Source organism: Micromonospora sp. WMMD1076 (genome assembly GCF_029581475.1).
GTDB classification, from domain to species: Bacteria; Actinomycetota; Actinomycetes; order Mycobacteriales; family Micromonosporaceae; genus Micromonospora; species Micromonospora aurantiaca.
The window spans coordinates 5,293,110-5,310,713 of record NZ_CP120862.1 but is presented as its reverse complement, the minus strand read 5'-3'; the positions used below and the strand labels follow the sequence as shown (position 1 = coordinate 5,310,713).

Here is a 17,604-nt window from a genome sequence, read left to right as displayed (position 1 = left end):
AACCGGTTGTAGCCTCTGAACAGCACCGTATGAGAAGGTTCCTCGCGAGGAAGACGTATCCGAAAAAAGCCCGCATTCCTCCCACGAACGGCGGTCGGTGACCAACCACGTGAGCGGTACGGGAACGGCCCGGGACGGCGGCGGGCCCCACCACCTGCCGGAAAGGCGCGGTGGTGGGGCCCGCCGGACAGCGCGGCCCGCAGGGATCAGCCGGGCAGGCGGGGGCCCGCCTCACGCTGCTCGGCCAGCCAGGTCTCCACCTCGGCGGAGGCGCGCGGCAGCCCGGCCGACATGTTCACCGGGCCGTCGGCGGTGACCAGGATGTCGTCCTCGATCCGTACGCCGATGCCCCGCAGCTCCTCCGGGACCAGCTCGTCCTCCGGCTGGAAGTAGAGCCCCGGCTCGACGGTGAGCACGTACCCCTCGCCGAGCGGCCCTTCGCGGTAGGTCTCCTTGCGGGCGTTGGCGCAGTCGTGCACGTCGATGCCGAGCATGTGGCTGGTGCCGTGCAGCGTCCACCGCCGGTAGACGGTGGAGGCCGGGTCCATCGCCTCGTCCACGCTCACCGGCAGCAGCCCGAGATCCTGCAGCGCCTCGGCCAGCACCCGCATCGAGGCCAGGTGCACGTCCCGGAACGCCACGCCGGGCCGGCACATCTCGATACCGGCCTGCTGCGCGGCGTACACCGCGTCGTAGACCTGACGCTGCAACGGCGTGAACCGGCCGTCGACCGGGAGCACCCGGGTCACGTCGGCGGTGTAGAGGTTGCGGTTCTCCACGCCCATGTCCATCAGCAGCAGCTCACCCGGACGGGTGGCGCCGTGGTTGTGCACCCAGTGCAGGATCGTGGCGTGCTCGCCGGCCCCGACGATCGAGCCGTAGCCGACGTCGTTGCCGTCGTGCCGGGCACGCAGCGCGAAGACGCCCTCCAGCAGCCGCTCGGAGACCCCGCGGCCGGCCGGCAGTGCCCGTGCCACGTCCTCGAAGCCGCGCACCGTCGCGTCGCACGCCTCCTGGAGCTGCGCGATCTCCCACTCGTCCTTGACCAGCTTCAGCTCGGCGATCGCGATCGCCAGCTCCCGGTCGCGGCCGGGCTGCCCCTCGGCGCGCGCGCCGTCGTACTGACGCACCGCCGCGTCCACCCGGGCGTCGAAACCGCGGAGCACACGGGTACGCCCCGGCGCCAGCTCGGCCAGCGCGGCGTCCAGCTCGCTCAGGTCGGCCGTCGGCAGCCCCAGCTCGGTCGACTTCTCCCGCAGCGTCGGCCGGCGGCCCACCCACAGCTCACCGTGTCGGCTGCGGAAGAACTCGTCGGTCGCCCGGGACGACCGCGGCCGCATGAACAGCGTGGCCTCGCCGCCCGGCCGCAGCACGAGGACGCTGTCCGGCTCCAGGTCGCCGGTCAGGTACGCGAAGTCGCTGCCCGGCCGGAACCGGTGGTCGGTGTCGTTGGCGCGTACCTTCTCGTTGCCGGTGGGGATGACCAGCGTCTCGCCCGGGAAGGCCTCGGCCAGCGCGGCCCGCCGCTTGGCGTGGTTGGGCACCTCAGCGCGTGGGGTGACCGGCAGTTCGGTGTCCCGCCAGCCCTGCCGCATGAACGACAGGAACGCCTCCGGGAAATCCGGGTCGTGCGACTCCGTGCCGTCCGCCGCCTTGCCCTGCCCGGTCCGCTCCTCGGCCATGATCCGCCCCTCCCTGAGCCACGTCGCTGGTCCCGACGGTACCGCGCGCACGACAGCGGGAGGTGCCTGCGGTGCCGCGACGGTGGCTTCCGGCGCGTGGAAAGATGGCGGCCATGTGCGGACTCCTGGCCTTCTTCAGCGCGCGCGGCGACGCCGCCGCCCACCGCGACAACATCGCCGGCGCACTGGAGTGCCTGCACCACCGCGGCCCGGACGAGACAGGGGTCGAGGTGGTCGGCGACGCCTCCGGGCGGTACGCGGACGGCGTGTTCGCGCACAAGCGCCTGGCGATCATCGACGTGGCGCTGAGCCACGAGCCCCTGCCCTACGCGGGCGGGCGTTACCTGCTCACCTTCAACGGCGAGATCTACAACTACATCGAGCTGCGCGAGGAGCTGATCCGCGACTACGGCGCCCAGTTCGCCACCAACGGCGACGGCGAGGTGATCGTCGCCGGCTACCACTACTGGGGTGAGCAGGTGCTCACCAAGCTGCGCGGCATGTTCGCGTTCGTGATCTGGGACCGGCAGGAGCGGCGGGCCTTCGGCGCGCGGGACTACTTCGGCATCAAGCCGCTGCACTACCTGGAGACACAGGACGGCCTCTACCTCGCCTCGGAGAAGAAGGCGCTGCTGCCGTTCGCGCACTCGGCGTACCAGGGCGACGCGGGCATCGACACCGCGAACCTGAGCCACTACCTGACGCTGCAGTACGTCCCGGAGCCGGGCACGCTGCACAAGGGGATCAGCCGGATCGGCTCGGGGGAGTACCTGACCTGGACCCCGGGCGGCCGGATCGAGGTGCGCCGCTGGTACCGCCCGGTGTTCCGGCCGGCCCCGGTCTCCGACGAGCAACGGCTCTACCACGACATCCGGGAGACGCTGCGCGAGAGCGTACGGATGCACATGCGTTCGGACGTGCCGGTCGGCTCGTTCCTGTCCAGCGGCATCGACTCCACGGCGGTGGTGGCGCTGGCCCGCGAGTTCAATCCGAACATCCTCACCTTCACGGTCGGTTACGACGTGCCCGGCTACTCCGAGATCGACGTGGCGCAGGACTCGGCCCGGCACCTCGACGTGACCACGATCCCGACCAAGATCGGGCCGCAGGACATGATCGAGGCGCTGCCGAAGATCGTCTGGCACCTGGACGACCCGGTCGCCGACCCGGCCCTGGTGCCGCTCTACTTCGTGGCGAAGAAGGCCGCCGAGCACGTCACCGTGGTGCTCTCCGGCGAGGGCGCGGACGAGTTCTTCGGCGGTTACACGATCTACCGGGAGCCGCTGTCGCTCAACGCGGTGAACAGCCTGCCCGACGGCGTGCAGAAGGGCCTGCGCGCGGTGTCCAAGGCCATCCCGCAGGGCGTCAAGGGCAAGAGCTTCCTGGAGCGCGGCACCACCCCGATCGAGGAGCGCTACTACGGCAACGCCCGGATGTTCACCGAGGAGGAGAAGCAGCACCTGCTGCGCCGCTACGACCCCTCGGTGCGCTACACCGACGTGACCGCGCCGATCTACGCCGAGTGCACCGAGCTGGACGACGTCACCAAGATGCAGTACGTCGACCTCTACACCTGGCTGCGCGGCGACATCCTGGTCAAGGCCGACCGGATCTCGATGGCGCACTCGCTGGAGGTGCGGGTGCCGTTCCTGGACCGGGAGGTGTTCAACGTCGCCGCCGGCATCCCGGTCGACCTGAAGCTGCCGCCCCGCTCCGAGGCCACCAAGTACGCGATGCGCCAGGCGCTGCAGGGCGTCGTGCCGCCGGCCATCGTCAACCGCAAGAAGCTGGGCTTCCCGACCCCGACCCGGGTCTGGCTGCGCGGCGAGATGTACGAGTGGGCGCGGCACGTGCTGGCCACCTCGGGTGCGGGTGACCTGATCGACCTGTCGTACGCGATGCGCCTGCTCGACGAGCACAAGCGGGAGGAGGCCGACCACTCCCGCAAGGTGTGGACCGTGCTGATCTTCTGCATCTGGCACGCCATCTTCGTGGCCAAGACGCTCGACCCGGGCATCCAGCGCAACCAGTCCGCGCTGCTCACCAAGCCGGTCGTCGGCAGCATGGTCCGCTGACCCGCCAGACGTGACAGGGCCCCCGGGGTACGCCCCCGGGGGCCCGTCCCGTTACGGGATCACCTGCCGGTGCAGGTGACAGTGGGCAGGGAGTTGGTGCCGGAGAAGTTCGCGGTGAAGCCGAACGTCGTGGTGCCCTCCGGCGGGACGCTGCCGTTGTAGGCGGCGTTGGAGACGCTCACCGACGCCCCGCTGCCGCTCAACGTGCCGTTCCACACCTGGGTGATGGTCTGACCGCTGGGCCAGGTCCAGTTGGCCGTCCACCCGGAGTACGTCCGGGTGCTGTGGTTCATGATCATCACTTCGCCCTGGAAGCCGCCGTTCCAGGCGCTGACCACCTTGTACACCGCCATGCAGGAGCCGGACGGCATGCTCGGGCTCGTCGTCGGCGCGGGCGTGGTCGGTGCCGGGGTGGTCGGCGCGGGCGTCGTCGGGGCGGGCGTGGTCGGCGCCGGGGTGGTCGGGCCGGGGCTGCCGCCCGAGCCGATCCCGGTCACCTCGCCGTTACCGCCGTCGAACGTCACGTCGGAGCAGCCGAAGAAGTTCTCCTGGCTGTCCGAGCGGACCCAGCGCGAGTAGATGATGTGCCGGCCGCTCTTGTTCGACGGCAGGTTGCCGCTGAAGTAGTAGTGGCCGTCGTTCGTGCCGACCGCGCCGCGCTGCGGCGGGTTGGTCACCTGCAGGAACGGCTGCTCCTCCAGGTCGCTCCAGGCCAGCGGCCGGTTCGGGCTCCAGCTGTCCTTGGTCACGTAGAAGTAGAACGTGCCCGGGTGGTGGGCCCAGTTGCTGTACCGGAACTCGATCGACCGGCCCGCCGTCAGGTGGGTGACCGGCCAGTCGTTGCGCGCCGCGTCGTACCCGCTGAAGCCGGGGTTGCCGCCGCTGCACAGCTTGCCGTCGGGGATGAACCCGACGGTCCGCCCGCCGGCGTCGGAGCGCAGCACGCTGAACCAGTTGTACAGCGAGTTCGCCCCGCTCGCGGCCACCGCCGACGAGCAGGCGGGGTTGTTCGGCCGGATCTCACCGGTTCCGGTGAGGCCGTCCTTCCAGCACAGGTAGGTGCGGGCGCCCGGCGTCATGGCCGCGCCGTGCGCGGCCGCCGGTCCGGAGTTGGTGGCCAGGGCGAACGCGCCCAGGGTCAGGGTGGCGGCCGCGGTGAGCAACGCGGCCGTACGGGATCGGTGCACGGGGATCTCCTGACTCGCGGAGCGTGGCCCGGTCCGGCCCGCCCCGCTGCGACGAGCGGATGCGACGATCGCGGTGCCCGCGCCCGGTCGGCGTGCGGCCGGGGCCGTCTGCGGGCGCGCACCGCTTGCGGTCCGTTGCCACGGACCGTGGATGCCCTCGCGTCGGCTCGACCCGGCGGCCGGTGACGCGGCAGCCCCCGCGTCGTTAACCGGCATCGCCATCCCACCACGTCCGGACACCACACGCAATAGGTGCTGCTCGATGTCTGGGTCGCGGCGCGCCGCGACCCCGCCATACGCCAGGATCGGGGGAGGACGACGAGGGGAGCCAGGATGGGTTACGCGGTGGTGCTCGGCGAGGCACTGGTGGACCTGCTCGACGCCGAGCACGACGGGGAACCCGTCTACCGGCAGGCGATCGGCGGCGGCCCGCTCAACGTGGCGGTGGCGATCGCCCGGCTCGGCGGGGACGCGCGGTTCGTCGGGTCGCTCGGCGACGACGCGCTGGCCGGGCGGATCCGCGGGTTCCTCACCGACGCGGGTGTGGACGTGAGCGGGACTGTCACGATGCCGGCGCCGACCGCGCTCGCGGTGGCGACGTTCGCCGGCGCGGAGCCGGACTTCCGCTTCTACGGCGAGCCCCGCTCGTACGCGCTGCTCGGACCGGACGACCTGGACGTGGCGCTGGTCGAGGGCGCGGACGTGCTCTACTGCGGCTCGATCGTGCTGCTCGACCCGCCGGTGCTCGCCGCCGCCCGGCGCGCCTGGTCGATCGCGGGCGCGCTGCGGGTGTTCGACCCGAACGTGCGGCCCCGCCTGCTCACCGCACCGGGCGCGCTGGACGGGCTGCGGGAGGTGGTCGCCGAGTTCGCCGCCGCCGCGCACCTGGTCAAGCTCAGCGCCGCCGACGCGCGGCTGCTCTACCCGGACGAGCCGGTCGAGGGCGTCGCCGCGTACCTGCGGGAACTGGGCGCGAGCACCGTCGTGGTCACGCTCGGCGCGGACGGCGCCCTGGTCGCCGCCGCCGACGACGTGGTACGCGTACCCGCGCCGAAGGTGGAGGCGGTGGACGCCACCGGCGCCGGTGACTCGGTCATGGGCGCGCTGGTGGCCGACCTGCTGGTCGCCGGTGAGCCGGCCGACCCGGCCGGGTGGCGGGAGCGGGTCGCGTTCGCGCTGCGGGTGGCGGCTGTGGTGTGCGAGTCACCGGGCGGCGCCACCGCCATGCCCACCCGCGCGGCGGTCGCCACCCGCTTCCCGTGAAAGGAAGGGCCCCTTCTTAACGCCTCCGGTAGAGGAGGGGCCCCTTCTTAACACCCCTCCACGCGCGGACGGGCCAGCTCAGGCGCGCGGACGGGCCAGCTCAGGTCCGCGGACGGGCCAGCGTCACGACGGCGGTCAGCGACAGGAACGCGGCGCCGGTCAGGACCACCGCCATCGGCAGCGCGCTGCCCTCGCCGCCGAGCCCGACCAGCGGCGCGGCGAGCGCGCCCACCACCGACTGGATGCCGCCCATCAGCGCGGCCGCGGTGCCGGCGTGCCGGGCGTGCGCGTCCAGCGCCAGCGCGGTGCTGTTCGGCATCACCATGCCGAGCGAGCCGACGAAGGCGAACAGCGCCACCGCCGTCACGGCCAGGCTGCCGGCCAGCGCGCCGGTCAGCACGCCGATCGCGGTGACCAGGCCGACCACGAGCGTGGTGACCAGCAGCCGGCGCGGGGTGAACCGGTCGAGCAGCCGGGCGTTGGCCTGCCCGACCGCGACCAGGGCGAGCGCGTTGACGCCGAAGACGACGCTGAACACCGCCGCGGAGACGCCGAAGACGTTCTGGAACACGAACGACGACCCGGAGATGTACGCGAACAGCCCGGCGAACGCGAAGCCCTGCGTCAGCGCGTACCCGAGGTAGACCCGGTCGGCGAGCAGCGACCGCATGGTCCGGACGGCGGCCCCCAGGCCGCCGGTGCTGCGGCGCTCGGCGGGCAGCGTCTCCGGCAGGCGCAGCGCGACGGCGACGGCGAGCATCGCCCCGATGACGGCGAGCGCCACGAAGACGGCCCGCCACGAACCGAACCGCAGCACCAGGCTGCCCACGCCCGGCGCGGCCACCGGCGCCACCCCGAAGACCAGGGTGAGCCGGGAGAAGTATTTCGCGGCGTCCCGTCCCGAGTAGAGGTCGCGGACCACCGCGCGGGCGACCACCACACCCATGCCGCCGGCGACGCCCTGGGCGAACCGCGCGGCGGCCAGCAGCGGGGCGTTCGGCGCCGCGGCGCACGCCAGCGCCAGCAGCGTGTACGCGACCACGCCGACCAGCACCGGCCGGCGGCGCCCCCAGCGGTCGCTGAGCGGACCGGTGACGAGCTGGCCCAGGGCGAGGCCGATCAGGCAGGTGGTCAGCGAGAGCTGGATGCCGGCCTGGTCGGCACCGAGGTCGCGGGTCATGGCCGGGAACGCCGGGAGGTACATGTCCAGCGACAGCGGGCCGATCGCGGTGAGCGTGCCGAGCAGCACCAGCAGCGTCACGCCGCCGGTGGACGCGGTGGTGCGGCCGGCGGCCGGACGCGCGGCTGTCGGCGCGGCGTTGCTCACGAGTGGGTACCCCCTGGATCCGGTGTGTCCGGGTACCTTACATCTGTAGTCAGAACTATTGCGATGTGAGGCGGGTGACCCCGTGGCGACGAACGAGCAGGTCGCGCGCGTCGGAGCGGTGGTGGGGGAGCTGCACCGCCTCCTGCGCCGCCGGACCGGGGCGCGCGTCGGACGAGACCCGCTGCCCGAGGCGCAGGTGGAGTTGCTGCTGCTGGTGCGGGAGACGCCCGGAATCAGCGGCAAGGAGGTGGCCCGGCGCCTCTGCACCGCGCCCAACACCGTGAGCACGCTGGTCCGCGACCTCACCGACGCCGGGCTGCTGGCCCGTGACCGCGACCCGGGCGACCGCCGGGTGCTGCGGCTGCGCGTGACCGAGGCAGCCCGGGCCCGGATGGCCGACTACGAGACCAACCGCGCCGCACTGCTCGACGAGGCGCTGGCCGAGCTGGAGCCGCCGGCACGGGCGGCGATCCTGGCCGCCGCGCCGCACCTCGACGCGCTGCTCGGCGCCCTGCGGGGACACGCCCGCCCCGGGCGCGCCCCCGGAAATCCGGTAGCCGCGGCAGCGGCCCGCCCCGCATGATCACCGGATGGCCCTGCACCAGGACGAGACACCCGTGGACGAGCAGGTCGTCCGGGCGCTGCTGGCCGACCAGCGCCCCGAGTGGGCAGCGCTGCCGCTGACCCCGGCCGGTGCCGGGACCGACAACACGATGTACCGGCTCGGCGCCGACCTGCTCGTCCGGCTGCCGCGCACCGCCGAGAAGGCCGGTGCCCTGCGCAAGGAACAGCGGTGGCTGCCCCGGCTCGCGCCGCTGCTGCCGTACCGGGTGCCCGAACCGGTGTACGCCGGCGTGCCGGCCGACGCCTTCCCACTGCCGTGGTCGGTGCAGCGGTGGATACCGGGCGACGAGGTCCGGTCCGGCACGGTCGAGGACTGGGCCGCCCTCGGCGCCGACCTGGCCGTGTTCGTCCGGCACCTGCACGCGGCCGACCTGCTCGGCGCCACCCGCGCGGGCCCGCTCAGCGGCTACCGCGGCGGCAGTCTCCGTCCCTGCGACACGTGGATCTCGGCGGCACTCGACGACTGCCGGACCCTGATCGGCGACGAGACCGACGTCGACACCCTGGTCCGGCTCTGGCGGGAGGCCCTCACCCTGCCCGAACCGGCCGGGCCGCACGTCTGGCTGCACGGTGACCTCAAACCCACCAACCTGCTGGTGCACGACGGCCGGCTGCGGGCGGTCATCGACTTCGGTGGCCTGACGGCCGGGCACCCCGACGCCGAACACGCGCCGATCTGGGACCTTCCGCCGCAGGCCCGGCACGCCTACCGGGAGGCGCTCGGCGTGGACGACGTGACCTGGGCGCGGGCCCGCGCCTGGGCGCTCGGCGTGGCGGCCAGCGGGGTCTCCTACTACTGGCACACGTTCCCGGCGTTCGTCGCCGAGTGCCGCAACCGCCTCCGCGAGATCCTGGCCGACGCCGGGTGAACCCGGCCGCCGGTCAGGCCGTGCCGTCCAGCTCCGCGTAGCCGCGCCGGGCAGCGATCAGGCCGGGCCGGGCGCCGAACGGCGACTCGGCCGCGACCCGCTCCGGCGGGGCGCTGCCGGTGTGCCCGGCGCGGATCAGCCACGCCTGCCGCGCGAGCTGCGCGTGCTGCTCGCGGACGAAGTCCGCGCCGACCGGCTCGCCGTGGCCCGGCACCACCACCGTCGCGGGCGTGGTCAGCCGCAGCAGGTCGGCCAGCGCGTCCGGCCACTTCAGGGGGTACGACTCCTCGAACGCCGGTGGCCCGCTCTGCTCCACCAGGTCGCCCGCGACCAGCACGTCCGCGTCGGGCACGTGCACCACCAGGTCGGCGTCGGTGTGCCCGTGCCCGGGATGGCGCAGCACCACCCGCCGGCCGCCGACGTCGAGCACCGTCTCCTCGTGCACCTCGTGCGTCGGCGCCCGCAGCTCGGTGTGCGCCAGCTCCTCGGCCAGCGCCGGGTGCCCGGCACGCATCTCCTCGTACGCGGCGCGGCGCACCGCGTCGGACCGGTCCCGCAGCGCCGCCGCGGCCTGGGCCTGCGCGTAGATCGCGGTGTCCGGCCCGGCCAGCGTGGCGTTGCCGAAGCAGTGGTCGAAGTGGTGGTGCGTGTTCACGATCGTCCACGGGTACGGCGTCACCGCCCGCGCCGCCTCCGCCAGCTCCCGGGCCTGCCCGGCGGTGGAGAGCGTGTCCACCAGCAGCGCCGCCCCGTCACCGACCACCAGCACGACGTTGACCGCGAGCGTCGGCTCGCGCAGCACGTGCACCCCGGCGGCGACCTCGGAGAACCCGGCGGTCATGGCTGGCGCACGGCCCGCTCGACGAAGCGCTGCCGGTCGACAAGCACCCGCTCGACCCGGCCCTGCGCCGCCACGGTGGGCCCGTCGGTGACTGTCACGTCGAAGACGAGCCGCTTTCCGTCGACCTTCACCAGCTCGGCGTGGGCGGCCACGGTACGCCCGACCGGCGTGGCCGCGCGGTGCTCCAGCTCCACCCGGACGCCGACGGTGGTCGACCCGGACGGCATCCGGGTCGCGGTGGCGGCCACCGTCGCGGCCTCGGCCAGCGCCAGCACCCGGGGTGTGCCGAGCACCGGCACGTCCCCGGAGCCGACCGCCTGCGCGGTGTCGGCGTCGGTCACTGTGAGCTCGACCCGGGCGGTCAGGCCCGGCGTGAAGGGCGACTCCGGCTGCTCCTGCATGCGGCCGAGCCTAGTGCAGCCGGCCCGCGGCCGTCCGGCGTCCGGGCCGCCGCCGGTCCGGTCGTCACCGCCCGCCCGCATGCCCGCCGGTCGCCCGCCGTTAACCTTGTCCGCGATGGCCGAGCTGACACAATCTCCGACCCCCGCCCCCGACGCGACCACCGAATCGCCCGACGGTGGGCGCCGCCGTGTGATCGCGATGACCATCTGGAGCGTCGCCTTCGTCGTCGCCTGGCTCGCCATCGGCCTGCCCACCGACCCGGCGTACGCGTTCCTGTGGATCTGGGCCGGCACCGTCGCCTGGAACTCGGCCCGCCCGTGGCGCAGCCACCTGCGCTTCGCCCGGGACTGGATCCCGGTGGTGCTGCTGCTCGCCGCGTACAACCTGTCCCGGGGGTTCGCCGACAACGGCGCCACCCCGCACGCGATGGAGCTGATCGTCGCCGACCGCTTCCTCACCGGCTGGTTCACCGGCGGCGAGGTGCCGACGATCTGGCTCCAGGAGCGCCTGTACGACGCGTCCGAGGTGCGCTGGTGGGACGTGCTGGTGAGCTGGGTCTACTTCTCGCACTTCGTGGCGACGTTCGCCGCCGCCGCCGTGCTGTGGATGCGTAACCGGCAGCGCTGGATCGCGTACATGTCGCGCTGGGGCTTCCTGTGCGCGGCCGGACTCGTCACCTACTTCGCCTACCCGGCCGCGCCGCCGTGGTGGGCGGCGCAGAACGGCCTGCTCACCGAGGTCGCGCGGATCTCCACCCGGGGCTGGAAGGAGATCGGCATGCACGGCGCGGGCAACCTGCTCAACGCCGGGCAGATCGCCTCCAACCCGGTGGCTGCGATGCCGTCGCTGCACACCGCGTTCGCGCTGTTCGTGGTGCTGTTCTTCATGCGGTCGGTGCGTAAGCGCTGGTGGCCGCTGATGCTGGCGTATCCGCTGGCCATGACGTTCACGCTGATGTACAGCGGCGAGCACTACCTGATCGACGTGCTGGTCGGCTGGGCGTACGTGGGCGTGACGTTCCTGGTGGTCGGCCTGGCCGAGCGCTGGTGGGCAGCGCGGCGGGCCCGGCGGTCCGGCGAACCCGCGGTCGCCGTGGGCGCCCCGGCCGCCGACGGCGACGCCGCCGCCGGCATCCCGGACCGCGTCACCGACGACCGGGACGCGGTGCCCGCCGAGCGCCGGTAGGCCCGCGCCACCGGCCGTCACGGGCGGCCGGGCCGTTGCCGTGGTTCGCCGCGCCGTCGTGGTCGCCGCGCCGTCGTCGTGGCGTCGCGGCCGCCGGGGTCAGCGGCCGCTGTCGGTACGGCGGGCGGCGCGCGACCGCTCGGTCAGCTCCGCGGCCAGCTCCCACGCGTCGGCCAGATCGCGGTCGACAGCCGCCGCGCCGGCCCCACCGGCGGTGTCCGCGTGCACGGTGGCCAGCCGCAGCAGCCGCTGTACCGGGCCGCGGGTGACGCGCACGCTCTGGATCCGGGCGTACGGCACCAGCGTCAACTGCCTGGTCAGCAGCCCGGAGCGGGCCACGAAGACCTGCTCGTCGAGACCGGCGCCGACCACCTTGCGGCTCAGCGGGCGCAGCCACCGGGCCCGCGACGGGGGCGGTGTGGCGGGCAGCGCGTCCAGCCGTACGCCGGGCAGCACCTCCGCCACGACCATCGCGCCGGTGCCCGCGTCGCCGACCGGCAGCAGCCGGTCCGGGCGGTTGCGGTCGTCCGGCTCACCGGCCGAGTAGCCGGCCACCTCCAGCCGCAGCCGCAACCACCCCTTCATCCGCCAGAGCAGCGGCCAGGTCGCCCGTACGGTCTGCACCCGGTGCAGCGGCACGGTCTGCACCCGCGTCTCCAGCAGCCCGTTGTGCACGCGCAGCGTGCCGTCGTCCCGGTCGAGCCGGAAGCTCCAGTCATCGAGCACCCGGCGGATCGGTTGCAGCACCACACCGGCCATCGCGGTGAGCGTGCTCGCCACCGCGATGAACGACCACGAGCCCTCGGACAGGAACTGGGCGCCGACGAACACCAGGCCCAACGGCAGCAGGAACGCCTGCGGCGTGAGCAACTGGCTGATCAGCAGGTCCTGGTTGCGTACCGCGTGCAGCCGGCGCCCCTCCGGCCCGGGCGCGACCGGCGCGCCGGGCTCGGCCGCCTGAACCGGCGCCGGGGCGGAGCGGCCGGCCACCGCGAGCAGACGCTGCCGCAGCGCGGTGGCCTCGGCGACGCTGAGGTAGGCAAGCGGCGCCTCGGTCTTGCCCCCGCCGACCACCTCCAGCCGCAGCTCGGCCAGGCCGGTGAGCTGGGCCAGCAGCGGCCGGACCACCTCCACCGCCTGCAACCGCTCCAGCGGGATGGCCCGGGTACGCCGCCACAGCAGGCCCTCGTACACGCGCAGCTCGCGGCCCACCAGGTGGTAGCCGGTGTTCCACCAGCTCACCACCGACAGCACCGTGGCGCCGAGCACGAATACCGTGACCAGCGCCGCGAACCAGCCGAACCCGACCCGCGACAGCGTCGACCAGGAGAGCCCGGCGATCACCACGACCAGCGACTTCGCGCCGTGCAGCGCCGGGCTGAGCGGATGCAGCCGCTGCCGGGGCTCCGCACCACCGGCGGGTGGCCCGGCCGCCGGATCCCACGGTCCCGGGTACGGCGGCAGCGGCGCGGGCCACGGCCCGGGTGCCGCGTCGGGTCCGGCGGGTGGCCCGTACCCGGGCGGTGGCCCGTACCCGGATGGTGGTCCGGGGACGGGCGGCGGTCCGTATCCCGGCACGGGCGGCCACGGATACCCGTTGGGCGGCTGTCCCGGAGCCGGTGGCTGCGCCGCGTCGGCCGGTGCGGGCGGGCCGGGCGCCGGCTCCGGCCTGTCGTCGTGGGGCGGCGGGGCGCCGGAGTCGCTCCGCTCGCTCACAGGCCCTCCGCCCGATCCTCGCCCAGAGCGGTCAGCCGGTCGCGCAGCCGGGACGCCTCGGCCGGACGCAGGCCGGGCACGCGGGCGTCGCTCGCGGCGGCGGCCGTGTGCAGTTGCACGGTGGCGAGGTCGAAGGCGCGCTCCAGCGGACCGGCGCTCACATCGACGAACTGCATCCGCGAGTACGGCACGATGGACAATCGCCGCACCAGCAGGCCGTGCCGCACGAGCAGATCGTCGTCGCGCTCGGCGTACCCCCAGGCGCGGACCGCGCGCACGATGGTGACGGACCGCCAGACGCCCATGAGCAGCGCCCCGCCGACGGCGACGCCGAGCAGCCAGTGCCCGGACATCGCCCAGGCCACGCCGAGCACCACGAGCGCCACCGCCAGCCCGATGCCGAGCCGGATCAGCTCCACCCAGATCAGGTCGCGGGAGATCGGCTGCCAGCGGACCGTGTCCGGCCAGGGCTCCAGCGCGCTGCGCGAGGCGGGCGGGAGGCCGGCCGGGCCGTCACCGCTCACCGGGAGGACCTGCCGTGCTCGCCGCCGGTACGGGCTCGGGTCATCTGCTCGCTCACGCTTCGAGCGTAGGCGATCAGGGAAGCGGGACCACCTCGCGCAGGAAGCCGCGTGCCTCGAGGAAGGCACCGAGTGAGTCGCGGTGCTCCGGGCAGGCCAGCCAGGTCTTGCGCCGGTCGGGCGCGTGCAGGCGGGGATTGTGCCAGCGGAGCTGGTACGCGGCGGATGCGCGACACCCCCGCGCCGAGCAGATCAGCGTGTCGTCCGGGGTGGTGGGAGTCGTCACCGGGGCGAGTCTAGAGGCCGCACGCCGGGAGTTTTCAGCGCCGGGCGGCCACGGGGGGAGCCGCCCGGCGACGGGGTGAATCGTACACACTGCGTACCCCTTGTTGTCCACCCGTGTTCAGCGTTTCCCGCGCGGCGGGACGGCGTGGCCGGACGGCGCGGCGAAAATCGTGCCTCTCCCACCCTCGGCTCTCAGCGAGGCATGACAGTCTTGATACGCACCACGCCGCGACGACGAACCTGCTGTGGAGGACCGGTGGCCCAGCCGACCACACCCGACGTGCCGAACCCGACCGAGGTGCCGCCGGACGCGCCGCCCCCGGCGGGCACCACCCCGGCACAGGACGCCACGCTGCTGGAGCGGGCGCTGTTCGAGACCAAGCGGGTGATCGTCGGGCAGGACCGGATGGTCGAGCGGATGTTCGTCGCGCTGCTGGCACGGGGTCACTGCCTGCTGGAGGGCGTGCCGGGTGTGGCCAAGACGCTCGCCGTGGAGACCCTGGCCCGGGTCGTCGGCGGCTCGTTCGCCCGGGTCCAGTTCACCCCCGACCTGGTGCCCGCCGACATCATGGGCACCCGGATCTACCGGCAGTCCAGCGAGAAGTTCGACGTCGAGCTGGGCCCGGTCTTCGTCAACTTCCTGCTCGCCGACGAGATCAACCGCGCGCCGGCCAAGGTGCAGTCGGCACTGCTGGAGGTGATGAGCGAGCGGCAGGTCTCCATCGGCGGTGAGAGCCATCGGGTGCCCGACCCGTTCCTGGTCATGGCCACCCAGAACCCGATCGAGCAGGAGGGCGTCTACCCGCTGCCGGAGGCGCAGCGGGACCGGTTCCTCATGAAGATCGTCGTGGGCTACCCGACCGACGCCGAGGAGCGCGAGATCGTCTACCGGATGGGCGTGGCCCCTCCCGAGCCGGCCCTCGTGTTCGACACCCCGGACCTGGTCGCCCTCCAGCACAAGGCCGACCAGGTGTTCGTGCACAACGCGCTGGTCGACTACGCGGTCCGGCTGGTGCTCGCGACCCGGGCGCCGGCCGAGCACGGCATGCCCGACGTGGCCCAGCTCATCCAGTACGGCGCCAGCCCGCGCGCCTCGCTCGGCCTGGTCCGGGCCACCCGCGCGCTGGCGCTGCTGCGAGGGCGGGACTACGCGCTGCCGCAGGACGTGCAGGACGTCGCGCCGGACATCCTGCGCCACCGGCTGGTGCTCAGCTACGACGCGCTCGCCGACGACGTACCGGCCGACCACATCGTGCACCGGGTGCTGTCGACCATCCCGCTGCCCGCCGTCGCGCCCCGTCAGCAGGCCACACCGCCGCCGCCGGCCGTGCCGCACAACGGATGGCCCGGGCAGCGGCCGTGACCCCGCCCACCCGGCTGAGCGCCACCGGCGACCGCTCGGGAGCCGTGCTGGCCCGGCTCCAGCTCATGGTCACCCGCAAGCTGGACGGGCTCCTCCAGGGCGACTACGCCGGGCTGCTGCCCGGGCCGGGCAGCGAGGCGGGGGAGTCCCGGGAGTACCGGCCCGGCGACGACGTGCGCCGGATGGACTGGCCGGTCACCGCCCGCACCACGATGCCGCACGTGCGGCGTACGGTGGCCGACCGCGAACTGGAGACCTGGCTGGCCGTGGACATGTCGGCCAGCCTGGACTTCGGCACCGGGCGGTGGCTCAAGCGGGACGTGGCGGTCGCCGCGGTCGCCGCGCTGGCCCACCTCACCGTGCGGGGCGGCAACCGGATCGGCGCGGTGGTCGGCACCGGCGGGCCGGGGACGATGCTGCGGCTGCCCGCCCGCTCCGGCCGCAAGGAGGCCCAGGGGCTGCTGCGGGCGGTCGCCGGCGCCGAGATCCGGCCCGGCCGCAGCGACCTCGGCGCGCTCGTCGACATGCTCAACCGGCCGCCCCGGCGGCGCGGCGTGGCGGTGGTGATCTCCGACTTCCTCGCGCCGCCCCAGCAGTGGGGCCGGCCGCTGCGTAAGCTGCGGGTCCGCCACGACGTGCTGGCCGTCGAGGTGGTCGATCCGCGGGAACTGGAGCTGCCCGACGTGGGGGTGCTGCCGGTGGTCGACCCGGAGAGCGGTGAACTGCACGAGGTGCAGACCGCCGACCCGGGCCTGCGCCGCCGGTACGCCGAGGCGGCGGCCGCCCAGCGCGGGGCGATCGCCGCCGAGCTGCGCGCCGCGGGCGCGGCCCACCTGCGCCTGCGTACCGACCGAGACTGGCTGCTGGACATGGTGCGTTTCGTCGCCGCGCAGCGGCACGCCCGCACCCGAGGGACGACTCGATGATCCGTTTTCTGCAACCGTGGTGGCTGCTCGCCGTGCTGCCGGTGCTCGCCCTCGCCGCCGCGTACGTCTGGCGGCAACTGCACCGCCGGCAGTACGCGCTGCGGTTCACCAACGTCGACCTGCTGCGTACCGTCGCGCCCGGGGGACTGGGCTGGCGGCGGCACGTCGCGGCCACCGCGTTCCTGCTCTGCCTGCTGGTGCTGGCGACCGGGCTGGCCCGGCCGGCGATCGACACCCGGGAGCCGCTGGAGCGGGCCACGGTGATGCTCGCCATCGACGTGTCGTTGTCGATGCAGGCCGACGACGTGTCGCCGAACCGCCTGGAGGCGGCGCAGGAGGCGGCCAAGCAGTTCGTCGGCGAGCTGCCGGCGAGCTACAACCTGGGGCTCGTCTCGTTCGCCAAGTCGGCGAACGTGCTGGTGCCGCCGACCAAGGACCGGGCCGCCGTCACCGCCGCGATCGACGGGCTGGTGCTGGCCGAGGCGACCGCCACCGGCGAGGCGGTCTTCACCTGCCTGGAGGCGATCCGCTCGGTGCCGGCCGACGGCGCCGCCGGCATCCCGCCGGCCCGGATCGTGCTGCTGTCCGACGGCTACCGCACGTCGGGCCGCTCGGTGGAGGAGGCCGCCGCGGCGGCGCAGGCGGCGAACGTGCCGGTGTCCACGATCGCGTTCGGCACGGACTCCGGGCAGGTCGACATCGGCGGGCAGCTCCAGCGGGTGCCGGTGGACCGCACCGCGCTGTCCCAGCTCGCGGAGACCACGCAGGGCTTCTTCTACGAGGCCGCGTCGGCCAGCGAGCTGAAGCAGGTCTACCAGGACATGGGCAGCTCGATCGGCTATCGCACCGAGCCGCGCGAGATCACCCAGTGGTACGCGGGGATCGCGTTGCTGCTGGCGCTGTGCGCGGGCGGGCTGAGTCTGCTCTGGACGTCCCGGCTGGTCTGAGCCGGAACCGGCCGGCGGTGGTCAGTGACCGCCGCCGGCCAGCACGAACAGGACGGCCACCCAGACGGCGGCGAGGGTGAAGCCCAGCGGGGCGACGTAACGGCTCATGAGTGTGCTCCGTGGCGACGGGCGGCCGGTAGGGGCCGTGGGGGTCGGGGCGTACGCGCACGAAGTCGTGACCGGGTGCTCCGCCGCGCGGCAGGCCACACCCCGGCTGGTCGCCGGGAGGCGGATGCGGTGCGGAGGGCGGGAAGCGGGTCAGCCGCGTCGACCGAGCCGTGGCTCAGCGGGGCTGACGGTGGGCCCGGCCACGACTGGGAGGATCGCCATCTCGCACAGCGATCACCTCCTGCGGTCGGCGGGGCCCGGCGCGGGCGCAGACCGGCCCGCA

16 protein-coding genes are annotated in these 17,604 nt (G+C 74.0%); 8 read left to right on the top strand and 8 right to left on the bottom strand.

What is annotated here, in order from left to right:
* Nucleotides 1-206 precede the first annotated feature (206 nt).
* Nucleotides 207-1,682, bottom strand: coding sequence for an aminopeptidase P family protein (locus O7622_RS23825; protein WP_282310424.1), 1,476 nt, complete (start codon nt 1,680-1,682; stop codon nt 207-209).
* Between the two features lie 113 nt (nt 1,683-1,795).
* On the opposite strand from O7622_RS23825, the gene asnB reads away from it, so the two are divergent.
* Nucleotides 1,796-3,757: an asparagine synthase (glutamine-hydrolyzing) gene (gene asnB, locus O7622_RS23820; RefSeq protein WP_282310423.1), complete on the top strand. Its 1,962-nt coding sequence runs from the start codon at nt 1,796-1,798 to the stop codon at nt 3,755-3,757.
* A 59-nt stretch (nt 3,758-3,816) separates the two neighbouring features.
* Here the strand turns inward: asnB and O7622_RS23815 are convergent, their stop codons facing one another.
* Nucleotides 3,817-4,950 (bottom strand): lytic polysaccharide monooxygenase, encoded by a 1,134-nt coding sequence (locus O7622_RS23815; RefSeq protein WP_282314204.1) that lies wholly within the window; start codon nt 4,948-4,950, stop codon nt 3,817-3,819.
* A gap of 327 nt (nt 4,951-5,277) precedes the next feature.
* Between O7622_RS23815 and O7622_RS23810 the strand changes: the two genes are divergently transcribed.
* Nucleotides 5,278-6,207, top strand: a complete 930-nt coding sequence (locus tag O7622_RS23810; RefSeq protein WP_282310422.1) for a carbohydrate kinase — start codon at nt 5,278-5,280, stop codon at nt 6,205-6,207.
* Nucleotides 6,208-6,307: 100 nt separating this feature from the next.
* Here O7622_RS23810 and O7622_RS23805 read toward each other — a convergent pair whose 3' ends face one another.
* Nucleotides 6,308-7,534, bottom strand: coding sequence for a multidrug effflux MFS transporter (locus tag O7622_RS23805; RefSeq protein WP_282310421.1), 1,227 nt, complete (start codon nt 7,532-7,534; stop codon nt 6,308-6,310).
* Nucleotides 7,535-7,616: 82 nt separating this feature from the next.
* Between O7622_RS23805 and O7622_RS23800 the strand changes: the two genes are divergently transcribed.
* On the top strand, nt 7,617-8,117 hold the full coding sequence (locus O7622_RS23800; protein WP_282310420.1) for a MarR family transcriptional regulator: 501 nt from the start codon (nt 7,617-7,619) through the stop codon (nt 8,115-8,117).
* Nucleotides 8,118-8,124: 7 nt separating this feature from the next.
* On the top strand, nt 8,125-9,027 hold the full coding sequence (locus O7622_RS23795) for an aminoglycoside phosphotransferase family protein (protein ID WP_282310419.1): 903 nt from the start codon (nt 8,125-8,127) through the stop codon (nt 9,025-9,027).
* Nucleotides 9,028-9,040: 13 nt separating this feature from the next.
* Here O7622_RS23795 and O7622_RS23790 read toward each other — a convergent pair whose 3' ends face one another.
* Entirely contained in the window at nt 9,041-9,868 is an 828-nt protein-coding gene (locus tag O7622_RS23790; protein ID WP_282310418.1) for an MBL fold metallo-hydrolase, read from the bottom strand.
* Nucleotides 9,865-10,269 (bottom strand): hotdog domain-containing protein, encoded by a 405-nt coding sequence (locus O7622_RS23785; protein WP_282310417.1) that lies wholly within the window; start codon nt 10,267-10,269, stop codon nt 9,865-9,867. The genes O7622_RS23790 and O7622_RS23785 overlap by 4 nt, the downstream gene beginning before the upstream one ends.
* 115 nt (nt 10,270-10,384) lie before the next feature.
* On the opposite strand from O7622_RS23785, the gene O7622_RS23780 reads away from it, so the two are divergent.
* Entirely contained in the window at nt 10,385-11,455 is a 1,071-nt protein-coding gene (locus tag O7622_RS23780; RefSeq protein ID WP_282310416.1) for a phosphatase PAP2 family protein, read from the top strand.
* A gap of 99 nt (nt 11,456-11,554) precedes the next feature.
* Here the strand turns inward: O7622_RS23780 and O7622_RS23775 are convergent, their stop codons facing one another.
* The 3 genes from O7622_RS23775 to O7622_RS23765 all read right to left on the bottom strand — a co-directional run bounded on the left by O7622_RS23775 (nt 11,555) and on the right by O7622_RS23765 (nt 13,978).
* Entirely contained in the window at nt 11,555-13,033 is a 1,479-nt protein-coding gene (locus O7622_RS23775; protein ID WP_282314203.1) for a PH domain-containing protein, read from the bottom strand.
* A gap of 134 nt (nt 13,034-13,167) precedes the next feature.
* Nucleotides 13,168-13,695, bottom strand: a complete 528-nt coding sequence (locus O7622_RS23770) for a PH domain-containing protein (RefSeq protein WP_282310415.1) — start codon at nt 13,693-13,695, stop codon at nt 13,168-13,170.
* Between the two features lie 73 nt (nt 13,696-13,768).
* Nucleotides 13,769-13,978, bottom strand: a complete 210-nt coding sequence (locus O7622_RS23765; RefSeq protein WP_282310414.1) for a hypothetical protein — start codon at nt 13,976-13,978, stop codon at nt 13,769-13,771.
* Between the two features lie 255 nt (nt 13,979-14,233).
* Between O7622_RS23765 and O7622_RS23760 the strand changes: the two genes are divergently transcribed.
* Genes O7622_RS23760 through O7622_RS23750 form a run of 3 tightly spaced genes read left to right on the top strand, consistent with a single transcriptional unit; the run spans nt 14,234 to nt 17,213 of the window.
* Nucleotides 14,234-15,340 carry a MoxR family ATPase gene (locus O7622_RS23760; protein ID WP_282310413.1) on the top strand — a complete coding sequence of 369 codons (1,107 nt, stop codon included), beginning with the start codon at nt 14,234-14,236 and terminating at the stop codon, nt 15,338-15,340.
* Entirely contained in the window at nt 15,319-16,266 is a 948-nt protein-coding gene (locus tag O7622_RS23755; protein ID WP_282310412.1) for a DUF58 domain-containing protein, read from the top strand. The genes O7622_RS23760 and O7622_RS23755 overlap by 22 nt, the downstream gene beginning before the upstream one ends.
* Complete coding sequence (locus O7622_RS23750) at nt 16,263-17,213, top strand: VWA domain-containing protein (RefSeq protein WP_282310411.1); 951 nt, start codon at nt 16,263-16,265, stop codon at nt 17,211-17,213. The genes O7622_RS23755 and O7622_RS23750 overlap by 4 nt, the downstream gene beginning before the upstream one ends.
* The last annotated feature ends 391 nt before the right edge of the window (nt 17,214-17,604 follow it).

Coding starts and splice junctions, on each gene's coding strand:
- O7622_RS23825 (WP_282310424.1), bottom strand. CDS start 1,682: ATGGCCGAGGAGCGGACCGGGCAGGGCAAGGCGGCGGACGGCACGGAG.
- asnB (WP_282310423.1), top strand. CDS start 1,796: ATGTGCGGACTCCTGGCCTTCTTCAGCGCGCGCGGCGACGCCGCCGCC.
- O7622_RS23810 (WP_282310422.1), top strand. CDS start 5,278: ATGGGTTACGCGGTGGTGCTCGGCGAGGCACTGGTGGACCTGCTCGAC.
- O7622_RS23795 (WP_282310419.1), top strand. CDS start 8,125: ATGGCCCTGCACCAGGACGAGACACCCGTGGACGAGCAGGTCGTCCGG.
- O7622_RS23790 (WP_282310418.1), bottom strand. CDS start 9,868: ATGACCGCCGGGTTCTCCGAGGTCGCCGCCGGGGTGCACGTGCTGCGC.
- O7622_RS23785 (WP_282310417.1), bottom strand. CDS start 10,269: ATGCAGGAGCAGCCGGAGTCGCCCTTCACGCCGGGCCTGACCGCCCGG.
- O7622_RS23780 (WP_282310416.1), top strand. CDS start 10,385: ATGGCCGAGCTGACACAATCTCCGACCCCCGCCCCCGACGCGACCACC.
- O7622_RS23755 (WP_282310412.1), top strand. CDS start 15,319: ATGGCCCGGGCAGCGGCCGTGACCCCGCCCACCCGGCTGAGCGCCACC.
- O7622_RS23750 (WP_282310411.1), top strand. CDS start 16,263: ATGATCCGTTTTCTGCAACCGTGGTGGCTGCTCGCCGTGCTGCCGGTG.